We start from the raw sequence: 16,091 nt of genomic DNA, 5'->3' as shown, positions 1-16,091 counted from the left end.
GTCGTCGGTCGTGATCACTGCGTCCCGAAGCAATACGGGACGTCCAGCTCCTCGGCACTCAGTGCCAGATTATTGTCGAGTATACGCCCAAGCTCCACGCCAAATGCAGCTACTCGGTGGCACTGAGTGTCATCATTTGCATACTGTGATTCCCATCACAGGCTACTCAGCCGGCGGGTCACGAGATCGGCGACCTGTCGCGGCGGCATGTCACGCGGAAACACCGCGATCACCATGTCCTCGGCGCCCGTCGCACGCCCCGCACCCCGGGGAATCGCCGCCAGCTCCACCCGCAGGTCCACGGCGCCCGCGTCGGACTCCCCACGGACCATCCGCCGCAAGAGATAGTTGTGCGTCGCCGTGACCGTCGCCGCGAACTGCACCCGCATCAGATCAGGCACTTCGGGCAACCGCTCCCGCAGATAGTCCGTGAACAGCCGCTCGTAACGGAACACCGTCACGATCTCCCGCTCGCGCAGCGCGGGCACCCGCCGCACCACTCGATACCGCCGCTCCGCGATCTCCCGCCACTGCGTGAACCGCTCGAACACCTGGACCACCGCGGCACCCACCGCCTCCCACGGATCCCCCTGTGCGGCGGCGAGGAACTCCGCCGCCTGCGCCAACTGCGACTCGTGATCGGCGAAGATCACGTCTTCCTTCGACCGGAACTGCCGAAAGAACGTCCGCCGCGAAATCCCCGCCGCCTCGGCGATCTCGTCCACCGACGTCGCCTCGTACCCCTGCTCGGCGAACAGCCGCAGAGCATGATCAACCACCGTCAGCCGGAACCTGGCCGTATCGTCGTCGTTTGCCACCGGACCACCGTAGTCAGGCGGGTCGACCGACTACCCGAGCAGCTTGGTGCGCAGTGCCTCGTCCTTCTGCAGGACCATCTCTTCCAGACCGGCCTGGAACTGTGCCATGCGGGCCCGCAGGGCCGGGTCGGCGGCGGCGAGGATGCGGACAGCGAGCAGCCCGGCATTGCGGGCGCCGCCGATGGAGACGGTGGCCACCGGGACGCCTGCAGGCATCTGGACGATCGACAGCAGGGAGTCCATGCCGTCGAGGTACTTCAAGGGGACAGGGACGCCGATCACCGGGAGAGGGGTCGCCGAAGCGACCATGCCGGGCAGGTGGGCCGCGCCGCCCGCGCCCGCGATGATGACCCGAAGACCGCGGCCCGCCGCGTCACGGGCGTAGTCGAGCATGCGCTGGGGCGTGCGGTGCGCGGAAACGACGCCGACCTCGAAGCGAATACCGAACTCCGCCAAGGCTTCCGCCGCGGCCTCCATGGTCGGCCAATCGGAGTCGCTGCCCATGATCAGGCCTACTTGTGGTTCATTCGCCATGGGGATCCCATCCGTCGGTCCACATCGCGTGCGACATCCACCGTGCCGCGCGCTCAGCCTTTTCCCGCACCACCGCGACGTCGTCGCCGAGCACGTTGATATGCCCGATCTTGCGGTCCTCGCGTTCACCCTTGCCGTACAGGTGCACTTTCGCATCGGGCATCCGCGCGAACAGGTGGTGCAGACGCTCGTCCATCGACATCGTCGGCGCCTCGGGGGCGCCGAGAATATTCGCCATCACGGTGACCGGGGCCAGCGGGCTGGTATCGCCGAGCGGATAGTCGAGCACGGCGCGCAGGTGTTGTTCGAACTGGCCGGTGCGGGCGCCGTCCATGCCCCAGTGCCCGGAGTTGTGCGGGCGCATGGCCAATTCGTTCACCAGCAGGGTGCCGTCGTGGGTCTCGAACAGTTCGACGGCCATGGCGCCGACCACCCCGAGTGCCTTCGCGAGGTTCAGTGCCAGCGTCTCCGCCTCGGCCGCCAGATCCTCCGCGAGCTCCTGCGCGGGTGCGATCACCACCGCGCACTGTCCGTTGCGCTGCACCGTCTCCACCACTGGCCAGGTCGCCGCCTGACCGTAGGGTGAGCGCGCCACCATGGCCGACAGTTCTCGCTTCAGGTCCACCCGAGCCTCGGCGAGCAGGTGCACCCCGTGCACGAGCTGGTCGTCGACGATCGCCTCTGCCTCCGCCGCCGTCTCGGGCATCCAGACACCGCGGCCGTCGTAGCCACCGCGCACCGCCTTGAGCACCATCGGCCAGCCGTGCTCGGCACCGAAGCGCACCGCGTCGGCCGCCGTGGTCACCGGCGTGAACGCGGGCACCGGCAGCCCCAGCTCGGACAACTTGGTGCGCATGGCCAGCTTGTCCTGCGCATAGATCAACGCCTGCGGCGGCGGCTGCACATTCACGCCCTCGGCGACCAGCGCCTCCAGGTGCGCGGTCGGCACGTGCTCGTGGTCGAAGGTCAGCGCGTGCGAGCCGACAGCGGCCTTGCGCAGCGCAGCCAGATCGGTGTGGCTGCCGAGCACGACCTCCGGGCTCACCTGCGCAGCCGGATCGTCCTGGCGCTCGGCGAGCACGCGTAGACGCTGCCCCAGGGCAATGGCCGCCTGGTGGGTCATGCGCGCAAGTTGGCCGCCACCGATCATGGTGACGGTGGGCATGACAGACGGATCGAAGGAACGTGGGCTCACGACTGCGCCTCGCTGACGCTCGGCTCCGTCGTGCGCCCGCGCGCTGCATCCAGGGTTCGCTCGCTGCGCTCGCTCACGACTGCGCCTCGCTGACGCTCGGCTCCGTCATGAGCCGGGCTGCTGTGTCGATGGTTCGCTCCCTCACGTCTGACAATCTTGTCACGTCGAGCCCGAATAACCGCTACCGGTACACTCGGGCCTTGTGTCATTCGTCGACGACGTGGTCAACGTCCTCCCCCAACCGCTGCGGGAGATCGCGTACCGCCACCATGAGCTGATCAAATTCGCCATCGTCGGCGCTACCACTTTCGTGATCGACAGCGGTATTTTCTATGCGCTGAAGTGGACGGTCCTGGATACCAAGCCGGTCACCGCCAAGATCATTTCCGGCGTCATCGCCGTGATCGCGTCCTACATCCTCAACCGCGAATGGTCGTTCAAGAATCGCGGCGGGCGTGAGCGCCATCACGAGGCGCTGCTGTTCTTCGGTGTCAGCGGTGTCGGCGTCGTGCTCGCCTTCCTGCCGCTGTGGGTGTCGAGCTATGTCTTCGATCTGCGCCAGCCCGAGGTGAGTTTCACCGTCGAGAACATCGCGGACTTCATCAGCGCCTTCATCATCGGCAATCTGCTACAGATGGCCTTCCGCTTCTGGGCAATGCGCCGCTGGGTTTTCCCCGACGAAATGCAGGAGATCGTCGAGGAATTCGAGGATCTGCTCGAGGAAGAGCAGCTCGGCCACAGCTGATTCAGCGCGGTTCGGGCACTCCGCTCGCCGACCGGATGGGCGTGGTCGCCCCGAGGAACACCGCGAATAATGCGGGCCTGCGCCGCTGCAACTCCAAGCGCCCGCCGTCGGCCTCGATCAGCGCCCGTGCCAAGGCCAGCCCGACACCGGTCGATCCGCCTGCCGAGAATCCCCGATCGAAGATGTGCGGCGCGAGTTCGTCACGCACACCTTCGCCCTCGTCGGCCACTTCGACACACACCAGCGGCTCCCGATCCCGCCCTGGGCGCACCGTGCGCACCGACACCGTGCAGGTGCCGCCGCCGTGCATGAGGGCGTTGTCGACGAGCACCGCGACCGCCTCGCGCAACCGCGACCCGGTGATCGGCGCGCACAGCGACTCGTCACCGATCAGCGACAGCGTCCGGCCCGCCTCGCTGAACGGGTGCGTCCATTCGGTGACGACACCGCGCAACTCGGCCATCACCGGCACCGGATCACGGTCCGCCGCGTCCTCGTCCCGCGACGCGCGGACCAGGTCGTCGATCGCCTCGGTCAGCCGGTCGACCTGCGCCATCGCCTCCTCGGCCTCGTGCACGACATCGGGATCGGTGTGGGCGGACAACTCGTCCAAGCGCAGCCGCACCGCGGTCAACCGGCTGCGCAGCTGATGCGACACGTCCGCGACCAGGGCATGCTCGCGTTGCAGCCGGCCCGCGATCTCGACGGTGGCCGAATCGAGCACATCGGAGACCCGGTCGAGTTCGGAAATGCCGTGCCTGCGCGGATCGGGCCGGAAGTCGCCCTTGGCCAGCCGTGCGGCCCGTGCCGCCACGTCGCGCAGCGGATCGGCCACCCGACCCGCGGTGACCATCGCGACCGACACCGCCGCACCGAGCGAAGCGAGCACCGCAAGCGCCACCACAGCAACGGCCTGTCGCTGCCTGACGTGCATCGGCCCCGACGGCACCTCCAGGCGCAGCGAGCCCGCGGTTCCCATCGACAGCGACTCCACCAGCGGGTCGGAGACCCGGTCCACGCCGATGTCCAGGCGCGAGGCGTTGTCCTTGGGGGCCGGATAGACGATGGTCAGCCTGCCGCCCGCGGGGACGAGCGGGCGCACCGATCGCTCGTCGAACTGGCTGGTCACCATGCCGTCGCTGTGCTCCTGCACGATGACCTCCGCGGCGATCCGCTCCAGCCTGCTCTGCAGATCGTTGCGGGTGATGTCCTCGACCCACAGCCAGGCTGTGTAGATCAGCGGAACGCCGAGCACCACCGTGGTGATGGTCAGCACCGTGAGGATGGATCGCAGAATTCTGCGGCGCATGTCAGTCGGTGTTCAGCCGGAAGCCGACGCCGCGGACGGTGACGATGCGCCGCTCGGCCATCGGGCCCTCGTCGCCGATCTTGCGACGCAGCCACGACATGTGCATGTCCAAGGTCTTGGAACCGCGCAGCTCGGCGTCGCCCCAGACCTCTCGCAGGATGGTCTCGCGCGGCACCACCTGGCCTGCGCGATCGATCAGCACCTTGAGCAGTTCGTATTCCTTGTTGGCCAAACCGATCTCGACACCGTTCACCAGCACCCTGCGGGCCGCCGGCTCCAGCCTGATACCGCCGACCTCGACGACGTCGTCACCGATTCCGCTGCGCCGCAACAAGGCTCGCACGCGAGCCAACAGCTCGGCGAGGCGGAACGGTTTGCCGACGTAGTCGTCGGCACCCGCATCGAGTCCGACGACGAAATCCACCTCGTCGGTGCGCGCGGTGAGCATCAGCACGGCCAGATCCGCGCCGCGAGCGCGCACCTGGCGGCACACCTCCAGCCCGTCCATACCGGGCAGGCCGAGGTCGAGGATGAGCAGATCGTGGTTGCCCTCCAACGCGCGCTTCAGCACGGCGGGCCCGAAGCGCTCGACCGTCACCGAATACCCCTCGCGCCCAAGAGCTCGGGACAGCGGCGCGGCAATGGCCTCGTCGTCTTCGGCCAGGAGTACGGCGGTCATGACCCCAGATTACGGATCGGCGCGACAGCGACCGGGCATCTCATCGGTAGCCGCCGCCGGGTGTGCCGTGGCGACCGCGATCGTCCCACCGGTCCCCATGGGCCTGCGACTCCTCGAACGCCTGGCGATACAGCAGCGCATGCACCTGTTGCACCTGCGGGATGTCGTCGTATTCCAGTGGTTCTTCCGAGGAAGAGCCGATGATCAGCGTGCCGGTGCCGAGCAGCCGGTCGAAAAGACCGTGCCGGAACTGCACGCTGGAGATACGACTCATCGGAATATCGATGCCGGTGTGCGTGATCACGCCCTGACGAATGAGGACCCGTCGGTCGGTCACGATGAAATGGGTCGATTTCCAACTCAGAACCGGTGCGACACAACGCCATCCGAGGATGCCGAGCCAGGCGACCAGGATGACGCCGAGCAGGATCGACCGCGTGGTGGCTTCGGTGTTCCGCCAGGCGAGGCCACCGAGAAAGCCGGCCACCGCAGTGGCAACGATCAACGTCACCGCCGGCCAGAACAGCATTTTCCAATGCGGATGACGATGGAGTATCAACTGCTCGTCCGGCGCGAGCACCTCCTCCGGATAACCCATGCCGGAACCCTACCGTGGCAGATGGCAGAATGCCTGGACACCGGGGCGCGCCGTCCTGCACAATCGTCACCTCGCACAGCCGCCGTCGCGCCCGAGATTCTCCCGTTCGCTCAAGTGATGTCCGCTCGACCTAGCTATGAACGCTCTACCTGCGGAAAAGCCAAGTCCTGCTAGACAAACTGTCGATACGACCGTGGAGGCGTCAGTGACCAAGAATCTGAGTCAGCTGGAAATCCTGACCGAACTCGAACCGGTAGCCGAAGCGAACCTGAACCGGCACCTGTCGATGGCGAAGGATTGGCACCCGCACGACTATGTCCCGTGGGACGAGGGCCGCAACTTCGCGGCGATGGGTGGGAAGGACTGGGCGCCGGAGCAGTCCAAGCTGAACGAGGTCGCCAAGGCCGCGATGATCACCAATTTGCTCACCGAGGACAATCTGCCCTCCTACCACCGCGAGATCTCCGAGCACTTCTCCGCCGACGGCGCATGGGGCACCTGGGTCGGCCGCTGGACCGCCGAGGAGAACCGGCACGGCATCGTCATGCGCGACTACCTGGTCGTCACCCGCGGCGTGGACCCGGTCGCGCTCGAAGAGGCCAGGATGATCCATATGACCAAGGGTGTGCACTCCCCCGAGTACTGGAGCGGGTTCCTGGTGAACGTCGCGTATGTGACCTTCCAGGAATTGGCCACCCGGGTCAGCCACCGCAACACCGGCCGGGTCTGCAACGACCCGATCGCCGACCGCATGCTGCAGCGCATCGCCACCGACGAGAACCTGCACATGATCTTCTATCGCAACCTGTGCGGCGCGGGCCTGGATCTGGTCCCCGACCAGGCCATGGAGGCGATCACCGGGATCCTCGCCAATTTCGTCATGCCCGGCCACGGCATGCCGAACTTCCGCCGCAACGGCGTGCTGATGGCCAAGCACGGCATCTACGACCTGCGCCAGCACCTCGAGGAAGTGGTGCAGCCGGTGCTGAAGAAGTGGAACATCTTCGAGCGCAACGACTTCGGTCCGCGCGGCGAGGCCGCCAGGGAATGGCTCGGCGAATACCTGGAGAAGCTGGCGGGCGATGTACTCAAGTTCGAGGAGCAGCGCGATCGAATGTTCGCGCGGGAAGCCGCCAAAGGCATCATGCAGCCGGTGTGAGTTCACTGTTCGCGGCCCCGGCGAAAGCCGGGGTCCCACAGTGGGACGGAAGGCTCAGGCCTCGGCGCGCAGGTGGGTGACGTCGCCTGCGGACACCGCCTGATCGCCGATCAGCAAGCGCCCGGTGGCGTCGACGTCGGTGGCCGTGCCGGTCAGCGTTTCCCCGCCGGGCAGCTCCGCGCGCACCCGCGCGCCCAGCGTGGAACACCGCTCCCGGTAGGCGGCGATCAGATCGGTTGTCGCCCAGTTCGCGTCCTGCCACGCCGTGAAGCGCCGAGCGAATTCGGTGAGCAGCGACCGCACCAGCAGCGTGCGGTCGGTGTCGGCGGCACCGGCCAGCGTCAGTGAAGTGGCGTGCGGCACCGGCAGTTCCGCCTCGGTGAGGCTCACATTCAGGCCGATGCCGATCACCACGGTGGGTGCGCCGTCGCCCGCCGCGACCTCGGCCAGAATGCCCGCGACCTTACGGCCGTCGATCAATACATCGTTGGGCCACTTGAGAGTTGCGGCCACGCCCGACGTCGAGCGCAACGCATCGACCACCACGACCCCGGTGAGCAGCGGCAGCCAGCCGAGTGCTGCCGGGGCAACACCGGGCAAGCGCACCAACAGCGACATCGACAGCTGCGCCCGTGGCGGGCTCACCCAGGATCTGGCATGCCTGCCGCGGCCGTGCTCCTGAGTTTCCGCCAAGAGCACACTGCGATCCGCATCCGGCTCCCCGGCTCGCGCAATCAGGTCGGCATTGGTGGACCCGGTCGCCTCCAGCACATCGATGCGGGAGAAGAACGACAGCTCGGGCGAGTCGGTGAGACTGCGCCGCAACTGTTCTGCATCCAACGGTGGCCTGTGCACATCGGCAGGCTACTCGGTGCCGATCGGCTTACCCCGATAGGTCGGCAGAGCTGTCACCATCGAGGTAAGCCGACGCATGCTGCGGTCAGCAGACGAGGTCATACTCGCGAATCGGTGCTCGCATACCGGAGACATTCGCCTCGTCGCCTTCCCCTTCGTCCGCCTCGGCCCAGAATTCCGGGTCGACGACGGTCGGTTGCGGAGGCGTGGTCTGCCAGCTCGTCCAGGTCGCCGCGGTGGCATATTCGGCGACGGTCCTACCCCATTCCCACATTGTTTTGCTCCTCCCCTGAGCCGAAAACCGGACGCCTTCAGGCTATCTGGGCATCCACACGCGGCACCAATTATTTTCTTGTAGGGAAACGCGGTAATCGACCAGGAATTTTCTGTCCGATGTCACAACTCAACGTGATCTAGCTGCGGTTTTCTACTCACTGGTAGCCGGTGCTCGTTTCGTACAAGCCAGTGGTACTCGTTACACTCCGGAGCCATGACGAGTGTCCAGCAGCAGCCCTCCTCGGAATCGGCGGGCTCCCCCGATATCCACACCACCGCTGGGAAGCTGGCTGACCTGCGGAATCGACTGGAAGAAGCTAACCACCCGATGGGTGAGGCCGCAGTCGACAAGGTGCACGCCAAGGGCAAGATGACCGCCCGCGAGCGCATCCTCGCACTGCTGGACGAGGGCTCCTTCGTCGAGCTCGACGCGTTGGCCCGCCACCGCAGCGTGAACTTCGGCCTGGAGAACAACCGTCCGCTCGGCGACGGTGTCGTCACCGGCTACGGCACCATCGACGGCCGCGACGTCTGTATCTTCAGCCAGGACGTCACCGTATTCGGTGGCAGCCTCGGCGAGGTCTACGGCGAGAAGATCGTCAAGGTGATGGATCTGGCGCTGAAGACCGGCCGCCCGCTCGTCGGTATCAACGAAGGCGCCGGCGCGCGTATCCAAGAGGGCGTCGTCTCCCTCGGCCTCTACGGCGAGATTTTCCACCGCAATATCCAGGCCTCCGGCGTGATCCCGCAGATCTCGCTGATCATGGGCCCGGCCGCGGGTGGTCACGTGTACTCCCCCGCACTCACCGACTTCGTGGTGATGGTGGACGGCACCAGCCAGATGTTCGTCACCGGCCCCGACGTCATCAAGACGGTCACCGGCGAAGACGTCACCATGGAGGACCTCGGCGGCGCGCACACGCACATGACCAAGTCCGGTGTGGCGCACTACGTCGCCTCCGGCGAGCAGGACGCGCTCGACTACGTCAAGGATCTGCTGTCCTACCTGCCGAGCAACAACCGCGCCGAGGCGCCGCGCACGGCGCCGACCGACCCGATCGACGGCGCCATCGAGGACTCGCTCACCGACGAGGACCGCGAACTGGACACGATCATCCCGGACTCGCCGAACCAGCCCTACGACATGCACGAGGTCATCCGTCGCCTGCTCGACGACGACGAGTTCCTCGAGGTGCAGGCCGAGCGTGCGATGAACGTCATCTGCGGTTTCGGACGCGTCGACGGCCGCAGCGTCGGCATCGTGGCCAACCAGCCCACCCAGTTCGCGGGCTGCCTCGACATCGACGCCTCCGAGAAGGCCGCGCGCTTCGTGCGCACCTGCGACGCCTTCAACGTCCCGATCATCACTCTGGTGGATGTGCCGGGCTTCCTGCCCGGCACCGGCCAGGAATACAACGGCATCATCCGGCGTGGCGCGAAGCTGCTCTACGCCTACGGCGAGGCCACTGTGGGAAAGATCACGATCATCACTCGTAAGGCCTACGGCGGCGCCTACGACGTCATGGGTTCCAAGCACATGGGCGCCGATGTGAACCTGGCCTGGCCGACTGCTCAGATCGCCGTGATGGGCGCCTCCGGCGCCGTCGGCTTCGTCTATCGCAAGCAGCTGCAAGAGGCCGCCAAGAACGGAAACGACGTCGATGCGCTGCGGCTCGAGCTGCAAAACGAGTACGAGGACACTTTGGTGAACCCCTACATCGCCGCCGAGCGCGGCTATGTGGACGCGGTCATCCCGCCCTCGCACACCCGCGGTCAGATCGTCTCCGCGCTGCGCCTGCTCGAGCGCAAAATGGTCACCTTGCCGCCGAAGAAACACGGCAACATTCCGCTGTGATGAAGCGATAAACCGTCAAGGGCCGCGCACACTGGATGATAGAGCTGCAATTCAGTCGCTTCCAGAGGAAGATCATTTCATCGGTTCGACATCGAGTTGGGGAATAGGCCCGACCGATATAGAGAAAGGATCTGGCACTGTGACGACCGTGGCAGAGGAAGATGTGTTGACCGCAGTCGAACTGGAGCTCACAGTCGACCCGATCACCGACGAGATCGAGGTGGCCGTGGATCTGGTCGCTCCGGCCGCCGAATCGGGCGGACAGCCGTTCATTCGCATCGTCAAGGGTTCGCCGAGCGACGAGGAGGTCGCGGCACTGGTCTGCGTGCTGACCGCGGCCGCCAACAGCGCCGCCGCCCGCTCGACCGGCCCGGCCGACAACTGGGGCCGACCAAACTTCATGCATCGCGGCAGTTCACCGTTCTCGCCCTACGCTTTCCCACAGCTGTCGCACCTGCGCGACTGACGTGCATCGACGCACCGAGCCGACCATCGACACCACCGCTTCGAAGCATGTCGCGACCGAACGCAACAGAGCGCGGTCGTGACCCGGCTGGTTCTCGCGTCCGCCTCGCCCGCCCGCCGCGAAGTGCTGCGCTCGGCGGGCATCGACCCGATCGTGCGAGTGTCGGATGTGGACGAGGACGCTGTCGCCGCGGCGCTGCCGGACAACACGCGACCGCAGGTCGTCGTGGTCGAGCTGGCCAGGGCGAAGGCCATGTCGGTTGCCGCCGTGATTCCCGAATTCGCCACCGATTGTGTGGTGGTCGGCTGCGATTCGATGCTGCTGGTCAATGGCGAACTACAGGGCAAGCCACACACTCCCGAGGTCGCACGGACCCGTTGGGCCGAGATGGCCGGGCGAAGTGCGGATCTCATCACCGGACATTGCGTCCTGCGCATGCGGGACGGAGCGGTCGTCGCCGAGGCTGTCGACTGCAGTTCCACTACAGTGCATTTCGCCAAGCCCGAACCCGAGGAACTGGACGCCTACATCGCGACCGGTGAGCCACTCCAGGTGGCGGGCGCGTTCACCCTCGATGGCAGAGGCGGCTGGTTCGTCGATCGCATCGACGGCGATCCGTCCAGCGTGATCGGGATCGGTCTACCACTGCTGCGCCGACTGCTTGGCGACATTGGGATCGGCATTGCGCAGTTGTGGGGCCACGCGGCCCGCTGACGGTGTCGCGATCCGCGGCTCGGCGGCGGTGGCCTCGGCACCGACCGGCACCGTCGTCGCAACCACGGACGCGTCCCGGCCGGTGTCGGGCTCCCGTCGCATCTCCTGCGCCATGAGCTCCAGTCCCACTACACAGAGCTCCGGCTCGACGAACGGGTGCAGCCGCACATTCACCGCACCGCGGTCCCCGCCACGATCGAGCACCTCTTTGATCAGGCCGAGATGCACTCCGCACACCACCTCGGAGTGCGTGCGTGCGAGTTCGCGCAGTGGGCAGGCCGTCAGTCTGATCGGCGCCTGCTCGTCGGCCTCGGTGGCCTGTTCGCGTTCCGGCGCGAAGCCGAGCTCCGAAAGCAGCGTCATCGCGAGGTCTTTGGCCTCCTCCAGCGTTTCGATGTGCTGGTCACCGACATCCAGCTTGGCGCCCCATGCACGCCCGGCGGCGATGGCCGCCTCCGAACGACGTCGCGGATCGGGGCCGAGCTGGTCGGCGAGTACCTGCGCGAGTTCCTGATAGCCGACCGATCGCTGCACCGCGCTGTATCCGATACGCGGGCGCCCGCGGCCACGGGGTGGCTGCTGGAATTGCCGCACCAGGGATTCCTTGGTGAGTACGTCCAGATGAAACCGAACCGTGGTGACGTGCTGTCCGGTGATTCTGGCCAGTTCCTGGGCGTCGAGAGGCTCACTGGCGCCACGTAGGATCGCGAGCAGTCGCCGCCGCGGCCAAGAATCGGACATAGCTCACCCCTCCTCCTGGGAGACTTTATCGGATGTGGGTGCGATTTATTCGCCCATTAAGCCGATTTGTGATCTGAAACGAGAGTCACTATCGCCTCACACCTACCATCGCTGTGAGACCCGAACCGCTGTAACCACCGTCTACCACGCGTGAAGGACCCACACCGTGCCCGTTGCCAAGGATCCTCATCCCTCATTCGGTTCCTACGCTCAGCCTCACCGACTGGTAACCACGGAGTGGCTGTCGGCAAACCTGGGCACCCGCGGACTCAAGATCGTCGAGTCCAACGAGGACATACTGCTCTACGACATCGGACACGTACCCGGCGCCACCAAGATCGACTGGCGTGGCGACCTGAATGATCCGGTCACGCGTGACTATATCGACGGTGTCCGTTTTACCGAGCTTATGCGCGCAAAAGGAATCGAGCGCGACGACACGGTGGTGATCTACGGAGACCGGGGCAATGCGCAGGCGGCGCACACCGCGTGGCTGTTCACACTCTTCGGGCACGAGGATGTCAGGCTGCTGGACGGCGGACGCGACGCTTGGATTTCCGAGGAACGCGACACCACCTTCGATCTGCCATATCTCACGCGCAGCGAATACCCCACCGTGCGCCGCGACGACAGCACCGCGCGCGCCTTCCGCGAGGACGTGCTCGGCCACCTCGGCAGGCCGCTGATCGACGTGCGCTCCCCGGAGGAATACTCCGGCGAACTCATCCAGCCACCGATCAATCCCGAGGATGCCGCGCTGCGGGGTGGACATATCCCGACCGCTGTGAATATCCCGTGGACCGAGACTTTCAATTCCGGCGGCCGATTCCGTTCCCGCACCGAACTCGACGAGGTCTACGGCGCGCTGGCCGCACCAGACGAGCTGATCGTTTACAGCCGGGTCGGCGAGCGGTCCAGCCATACCTGGTTCGCACTGACGTTCCTGCTCGGATTCGGCACGGTGCGCAATTACGATGGCTCGTGGACCGAATGGGGCAACTCGGTGCGAGTGCCGATTGCCAAGGGAGCTGAACCAGGCGAGGCTCCGGCCGGTACATCACGTAAGACCCGCAGCAGATAAGGCCTACGCCACACCCGACGCCCTGGTGTGATGTGCGACCTACTGTTCAGTAGGGCTATCCGAGTGCAGTGTCTGTTGGCAGACTGCCTACACTCGCCCGAGACGTAAGTTTGATCGACCACGGGGCGACCAAAAGATTGCACACAGGAGGCTCAGTGCCCAGCCATGCCAGCGCGCGGATAACGAAGGTACTCGTAGCTAACCGAGGCGAGATCGCCGTGCGCGTGATCCGGGCGGCCAAAGATGCCGGAATCGGCAGCGTCGCGGTGTACGCGGAGCCGGACGCCGACGCCCCATTCGTGAAGCTCGCCGACGAGGCCTTCGCCCTCGGCGGTCAGACCTCGGCCGAGTCGTACCTCGTGTTCGACAAGATCCTCGACGCGGCGGCCAAGTCCGGCGCCGACGCCATTCACCCCGGCTACGGATTCCTCTCCGAGAACGCCGACTTCGCCCAGGCCGTCATCGACGCCGGGCTCATCTGGATCGGCCCGTCGCCCCAGTCGATCCGCGACCTCGGTGACAAGGTAACCGCGCGCCACATCGCCGAGCGCGCGAACGCGCCGATGGCCGCGGGCACCAAGGACCCGGTCAAGAACGCCGACGAGATCGTCGAGTTCGCCAAGCAGTACGGCGTGCCGGTCGCGATCAAGGCCGCCTTCGGTGGCGGTGGCCGCGGCATGAAGGTCGCGTACTCCATCGAGGAGATCCCCGAACTGTTCGCGTCGGCGACCCGCGAGGCGGTCGCCGCCTTCGGACGCGGCGAGTGCTTCGTCGAGCAGTACCTCGACAAGGCCCGCCACGTCGAGGCGCAGGTCATCGCCGATCAGCACGGCAACGTGGTCGTAGCGGGCACCCGTGACTGCTCGCTGCAGCGTCGCTTCCAGAAGCTGGTCGAGGAGGCTCCGGCCCCGTTCCTCACCGACGACCAGCGGGCGCGGATCCACGCCTCCGCCAAGGCCATCTGCAAGGAGGCCGGCTACTACGGTGCGGGCACCGTCGAGTACCTGGTGCAGGGCGACACCGTCTCGTTCCTCGAAGTGAACACCCGTCTGCAGGTCGAGCACCCGGTCACCGAGGAGACCGCAGGCATCGACCTGGTGCGCCAGCAGTTCCGCATCGCCAACGGCGAAGAGTTGGAGCTCAAGGAAGATCCGGCCCCGCGTGGCCACTCTTTCGAGTTCCGCATCAACGGTGAGGATGCCGGTCGCGGCTTCCTGCCCGCGCCCGGCCCGGTCTCGGTGTACAAGGAGCCGAGCGGCCCCGGCGTGCGCGTGGACTCCGGCGTGGTCGAAGGCAGCGTGATCGGTGGACAGTTCGACTCGATGCTGGCCAAGCTGATCGTTACCGGCGAGAACCGCACCCAGGCGCTGCAGCGGGCGCGGCGCGCGCTTGCCGAGTTCCATGTCGACGGTCTTGCCACCGTCATCCCGTTCCACCGCGCGATCGTCGAAGACCCGGCGTTCATCGGGGACGGCGAGAAGTTCGACGTCTACACCAAGTGGATCGAAACCGAGTGGGTCAATAACGTCGAGCCGTTCACCCCGGGTGGCGCCGCTGCCGATGAGGACGAGGAGCTGCCACGGCAGAAGGTCGTCGTCGAGGTCGGTGGGCGTCGGGTCGAGGTGTCGCTGCCCGGTCAGTTCAGCCTCGGTGGCAGTGGCGGTGGCTCGACCGGGGGCAACGGCGCCGGTGTGGTGCGCAAGAAGCCCAAGCCGCGCAAGCGTGGTGGCACCGGTGCCGGTGCGGCCTCCGGTGACGCGGTCACTGCGCCGATGCAGGGCACCGTGGTCAAGGTCGCGGTCGAGGAAGGCCAGTCCGTCGAGGCCGGCGACCTGATCGTGGTGCTCGAGGCCATGAAGATGGAGAACCCGGTCAACGCGCACAAGGCAGGCGTCGTCACCGGTCTTTCGGTCGAGGCGGGCGCCGCCATCACCCAAGGCACTGTGCTCGCCGAGATCAAGTAAACGGCTGCGCACAGCCGAGGTTGTGTCCCGTTAACTGCACATGAGCAACCGCTGGAGCGGGCGCTGGACCCAGACGTCCACGCCCGCTCTGTCGTATGGTGGATCGGGTGACCAGTTCGCCCGTTGCAGCTACCGTCGCCGAGGTCATCCGCGGCCGTCGTGAGTCCGCGAGCCGCAGCGACGGGCATCGCCTCGCACTGGTCATCGAGGGCGGGGGCAGCCGCGGCGTCTATTCCAGCGGCATGGTGCAGGCGTTGGAGGAGCTCGGTCTCGCCTCGATCTTCGATGCCGTCTACGGCACCTCCGCGGGCGCGATCAACGGCGCATGGCTGCTGTGCGGGCGGGCGCTGCCCGGTATGCGGTCGTGGACCGATCCAGCCATCATGCGACGCGCTGTCGATCCGGCTCGGCTGCTGCGCGGACGACCCGCGTTCGACCTGAACTACCTGGTCCATCAGGTGTACGACGGCGTCGAACCGATGGACTTCCCTGCGATCCTGGCCAACCCCACCACCTTCCACCCGATCGGCACCGATATCCGCACCGGCTTCGCGGTCGACCTGCGCCGCCACATCGTCGATAAGCGGACGTTGATGACCGCGCTGCGCGCCTCGGCCGGGCTGCCGATTCTGGCCGGACCTCCCGTCCCGCTCGGCGACTCTCACTACCTCGACGGCGGGCTCGCCGAAACCGTGCCCATCCGTACCGCAGTCCGTGACGGCGCCACCCACGCGCTCGTCCTGCGCACCCGCCGCACCGACGAACAGCGCCCGCCCGCCTCCCGGCTACATCAGATCGTCGGCAGCAGCTACCTGCGCGTCCGCGCCCCGGGCGCCTACCGGGCCTGGTTGCAGCGCCCACTCCAGCAACACGTCGAAGACCGATTCCTCACCGGCCTCGGCCACACCGCCCTCCAAATCCACCCCCCGCTCGGCTCCCCCGACATCGACAGCGCGGCCCGGGACACCACCCTCCTGGCCCGAGCACTCGAGATCGGCCGACGGGCCGTCCACTCCAGCCTCGCCGCCGCCCTGGACATCAGCAGCGAAACCGCCTGACAGAGGTCTGCTCTGGTCGAGCAGTACGAATAGGCCACTGTGCC

Annotated in this window: 17 protein-coding genes; 8 read left to right on the top strand and 9 right to left on the bottom strand. The window is 66.5% G+C overall.

All coding sequences use genetic code 11. The features are described from left to right. Positions 1-155: 155 nt before the first annotated feature. From ACLMAL_RS22210 to ACLMAL_RS22200, 3 genes are read right to left on the bottom strand one after another with little or no spacing between them, the layout of a single operon-like run. Positions 156-818, bottom strand: a complete 663-nt coding sequence (locus ACLMAL_RS22210; protein ID WP_412000823.1) for a TetR family transcriptional regulator — start codon at positions 816-818, stop codon at positions 156-158. A 30-nt stretch (positions 819-848) separates the two neighbouring features. Continuing rightward, positions 849-1,352, bottom strand: coding sequence for a 5-(carboxyamino)imidazole ribonucleotide mutase (gene purE, locus ACLMAL_RS22205; protein WP_328409727.1), 504 nt, complete (start codon positions 1,350-1,352; stop codon positions 849-851). Then, a complete protein-coding gene (locus ACLMAL_RS22200; RefSeq protein WP_412000876.1) occupies positions 1,342-2,517 on the bottom strand; it encodes a 5-(carboxyamino)imidazole ribonucleotide synthase in 1,176 nt (391 codons plus the stop codon). Before ACLMAL_RS22200 ends, purE begins: the two co-directional genes overlap by 11 nt. A 232-nt stretch (positions 2,518-2,749) precedes the next feature. Here ACLMAL_RS22200 and ACLMAL_RS22195 point away from each other — a divergent pair, with 232 nt between their 5' ends. Then, on the top strand, positions 2,750-3,292 hold the full coding sequence (locus ACLMAL_RS22195) for a GtrA family protein (RefSeq protein WP_328409724.1): 543 nt from the start codon (positions 2,750-2,752) through the stop codon (positions 3,290-3,292). 1 nt (position 3,293) lies between these two features. On the opposite strand, the gene ACLMAL_RS22190 is transcribed toward ACLMAL_RS22195, so the two are convergent. The 3 genes from ACLMAL_RS22190 to ACLMAL_RS22180 are packed head-to-tail and all read right to left on the bottom strand — an operon-like array spanning position 3,294 to position 5,878. Next, positions 3,294-4,601 carry an ATP-binding protein gene (locus ACLMAL_RS22190; RefSeq protein WP_412000822.1) on the bottom strand — a complete coding sequence of 436 codons (1,308 nt, stop codon included), beginning with the start codon at positions 4,599-4,601 and terminating at the stop codon, positions 3,294-3,296. Between the two features lies 1 nt (position 4,602). Next, on the bottom strand, positions 4,603-5,280 hold the full coding sequence (locus ACLMAL_RS22185) for a response regulator transcription factor (RefSeq protein WP_328409720.1): 678 nt from the start codon (positions 5,278-5,280) through the stop codon (positions 4,603-4,605). Positions 5,281-5,320: 40 nt separating this feature from the next. Further along, complete coding sequence (locus ACLMAL_RS22180; protein WP_412000821.1) at positions 5,321-5,878, bottom strand: PH domain-containing protein; 558 nt, start codon at positions 5,876-5,878, stop codon at positions 5,321-5,323. A gap of 205 nt (positions 5,879-6,083) precedes the next feature. Between ACLMAL_RS22180 and ACLMAL_RS22175 the strand changes: the two genes are divergently transcribed. Further along, a complete protein-coding gene (locus tag ACLMAL_RS22175; RefSeq protein ID WP_328409716.1) occupies positions 6,084-7,037 on the top strand; it encodes an acyl-ACP desaturase in 954 nt (317 codons plus the stop codon). A 54-nt stretch (positions 7,038-7,091) separates the two neighbouring features. Here ACLMAL_RS22175 and ACLMAL_RS22170 read toward each other — a convergent pair whose 3' ends face one another. Together ACLMAL_RS22170 and ACLMAL_RS22165 are read right to left on the bottom strand one after the other, a co-directional pair. Further along, positions 7,092-7,892: a biotin--[acetyl-CoA-carboxylase] ligase gene (locus ACLMAL_RS22170; RefSeq protein WP_412000820.1), complete on the bottom strand. Its 801-nt coding sequence runs from the start codon at positions 7,890-7,892 to the stop codon at positions 7,092-7,094. Positions 7,893-7,977: 85 nt separating this feature from the next. After that, complete coding sequence (locus tag ACLMAL_RS22165) at positions 7,978-8,166, bottom strand: hypothetical protein (protein WP_412000819.1); 189 nt, start codon at positions 8,164-8,166, stop codon at positions 7,978-7,980. Positions 8,167-8,382: 216 nt separating this feature from the next. On the opposite strand from ACLMAL_RS22165, the gene ACLMAL_RS22160 reads away from it, so the two are divergent. The 3 genes from ACLMAL_RS22160 (at position 8,383) to ACLMAL_RS22150 (ending at position 11,203) form a co-directional block, all read left to right on the top strand. After that, on the top strand, positions 8,383-10,023 hold the full coding sequence (locus ACLMAL_RS22160) for an acyl-CoA carboxylase subunit beta (protein ID WP_412000818.1): 1,641 nt from the start codon (positions 8,383-8,385) through the stop codon (positions 10,021-10,023). Between the two features lie 139 nt (positions 10,024-10,162). Then, a complete protein-coding gene (locus ACLMAL_RS22155) occupies positions 10,163-10,489 on the top strand; it encodes an acyl-CoA carboxylase subunit epsilon (RefSeq protein ID WP_412000817.1) in 327 nt (108 codons plus the stop codon). A 78-nt stretch (positions 10,490-10,567) separates the two neighbouring features. Then, positions 10,568-11,203, top strand: coding sequence for a nucleoside triphosphate pyrophosphatase (locus ACLMAL_RS22150; protein WP_328409706.1), 636 nt, complete (start codon positions 10,568-10,570; stop codon positions 11,201-11,203). Here the strand turns inward: ACLMAL_RS22150 and ACLMAL_RS22145 are convergent. Beyond that, entirely contained in the window at positions 11,129-11,944 is an 816-nt protein-coding gene (locus tag ACLMAL_RS22145) for a helix-turn-helix transcriptional regulator (protein ID WP_412000816.1), read from the bottom strand. The genes ACLMAL_RS22150 and ACLMAL_RS22145 overlap by 75 nt on opposite strands. A gap of 166 nt (positions 11,945-12,110) precedes the next feature. Here ACLMAL_RS22145 and ACLMAL_RS22140 point away from each other — a divergent pair, with 166 nt between their 5' ends. The 3 genes from ACLMAL_RS22140 (at position 12,111) to ACLMAL_RS22130 (ending at position 16,047) form a co-directional block, all read left to right on the top strand. Next, positions 12,111-13,025, top strand: a complete 915-nt coding sequence (locus tag ACLMAL_RS22140; protein ID WP_412000815.1) for a sulfurtransferase — start codon at positions 12,111-12,113, stop codon at positions 13,023-13,025. A 155-nt stretch (positions 13,026-13,180) separates the two neighbouring features. Then, a complete protein-coding gene (locus ACLMAL_RS22135; RefSeq protein WP_412000814.1) occupies positions 13,181-14,989 on the top strand; it encodes an acetyl/propionyl/methylcrotonyl-CoA carboxylase subunit alpha in 1,809 nt (602 codons plus the stop codon). A gap of 107 nt (positions 14,990-15,096) precedes the next feature. After that, on the top strand, positions 15,097-16,047 hold the full coding sequence (locus tag ACLMAL_RS22130; protein WP_412000813.1) for a patatin family protein: 951 nt from the start codon (positions 15,097-15,099) through the stop codon (positions 16,045-16,047). Positions 16,048-16,091 lie beyond the last annotated feature (44 nt).

The sequence above is a fragment of the Nocardia sp. CWNU-33 genome (assembly GCF_046764895.1).
In the GTDB taxonomy this organism is placed as follows: Bacteria; Actinomycetota; Actinomycetes; order Mycobacteriales; family Mycobacteriaceae; genus Nocardia.
The sequence above is the reverse complement of the archived record's forward strand: the minus strand, read 5'-3'. Positions and strand labels throughout refer to the sequence as shown.

Coding starts and splice junctions, on each gene's coding strand:
- ACLMAL_RS22190 (WP_412000822.1), bottom strand. CDS start 4,601: ATGCGCCGCAGAATTCTGCGATCCATCCTCACGGTGCTGACCATCACC.
- ACLMAL_RS22160 (WP_412000818.1), top strand. CDS start 8,383: ATGACGAGTGTCCAGCAGCAGCCCTCCTCGGAATCGGCGGGCTCCCCC.
- ACLMAL_RS22145 (WP_412000816.1), bottom strand. CDS start 11,944: ATGTCCGATTCTTGGCCGCGGCGGCGACTGCTCGCGATCCTACGTGGC.
- ACLMAL_RS22185 (WP_328409720.1), bottom strand. CDS start 5,280: ATGACCGCCGTACTCCTGGCCGAAGACGACGAGGCCATTGCCGCGCCG.
- ACLMAL_RS22165 (WP_412000819.1), bottom strand. CDS start 8,166: ATGTGGGAATGGGGTAGGACCGTCGCCGAATATGCCACCGCGGCGACC.
- purE (WP_328409727.1), bottom strand. CDS start 1,352: ATGGCGAATGAACCACAAGTAGGCCTGATCATGGGCAGCGACTCCGAT.
- ACLMAL_RS22180 (WP_412000821.1), bottom strand. CDS start 5,878: ATGGGTTATCCGGAGGAGGTGCTCGCGCCGGACGAGCAGTTGATACTC.
- ACLMAL_RS22200 (WP_412000876.1), bottom strand. CDS start 2,517: ATGCCCACCGTCACCATGATCGGTGGCGGCCAACTTGCGCGCATGACC.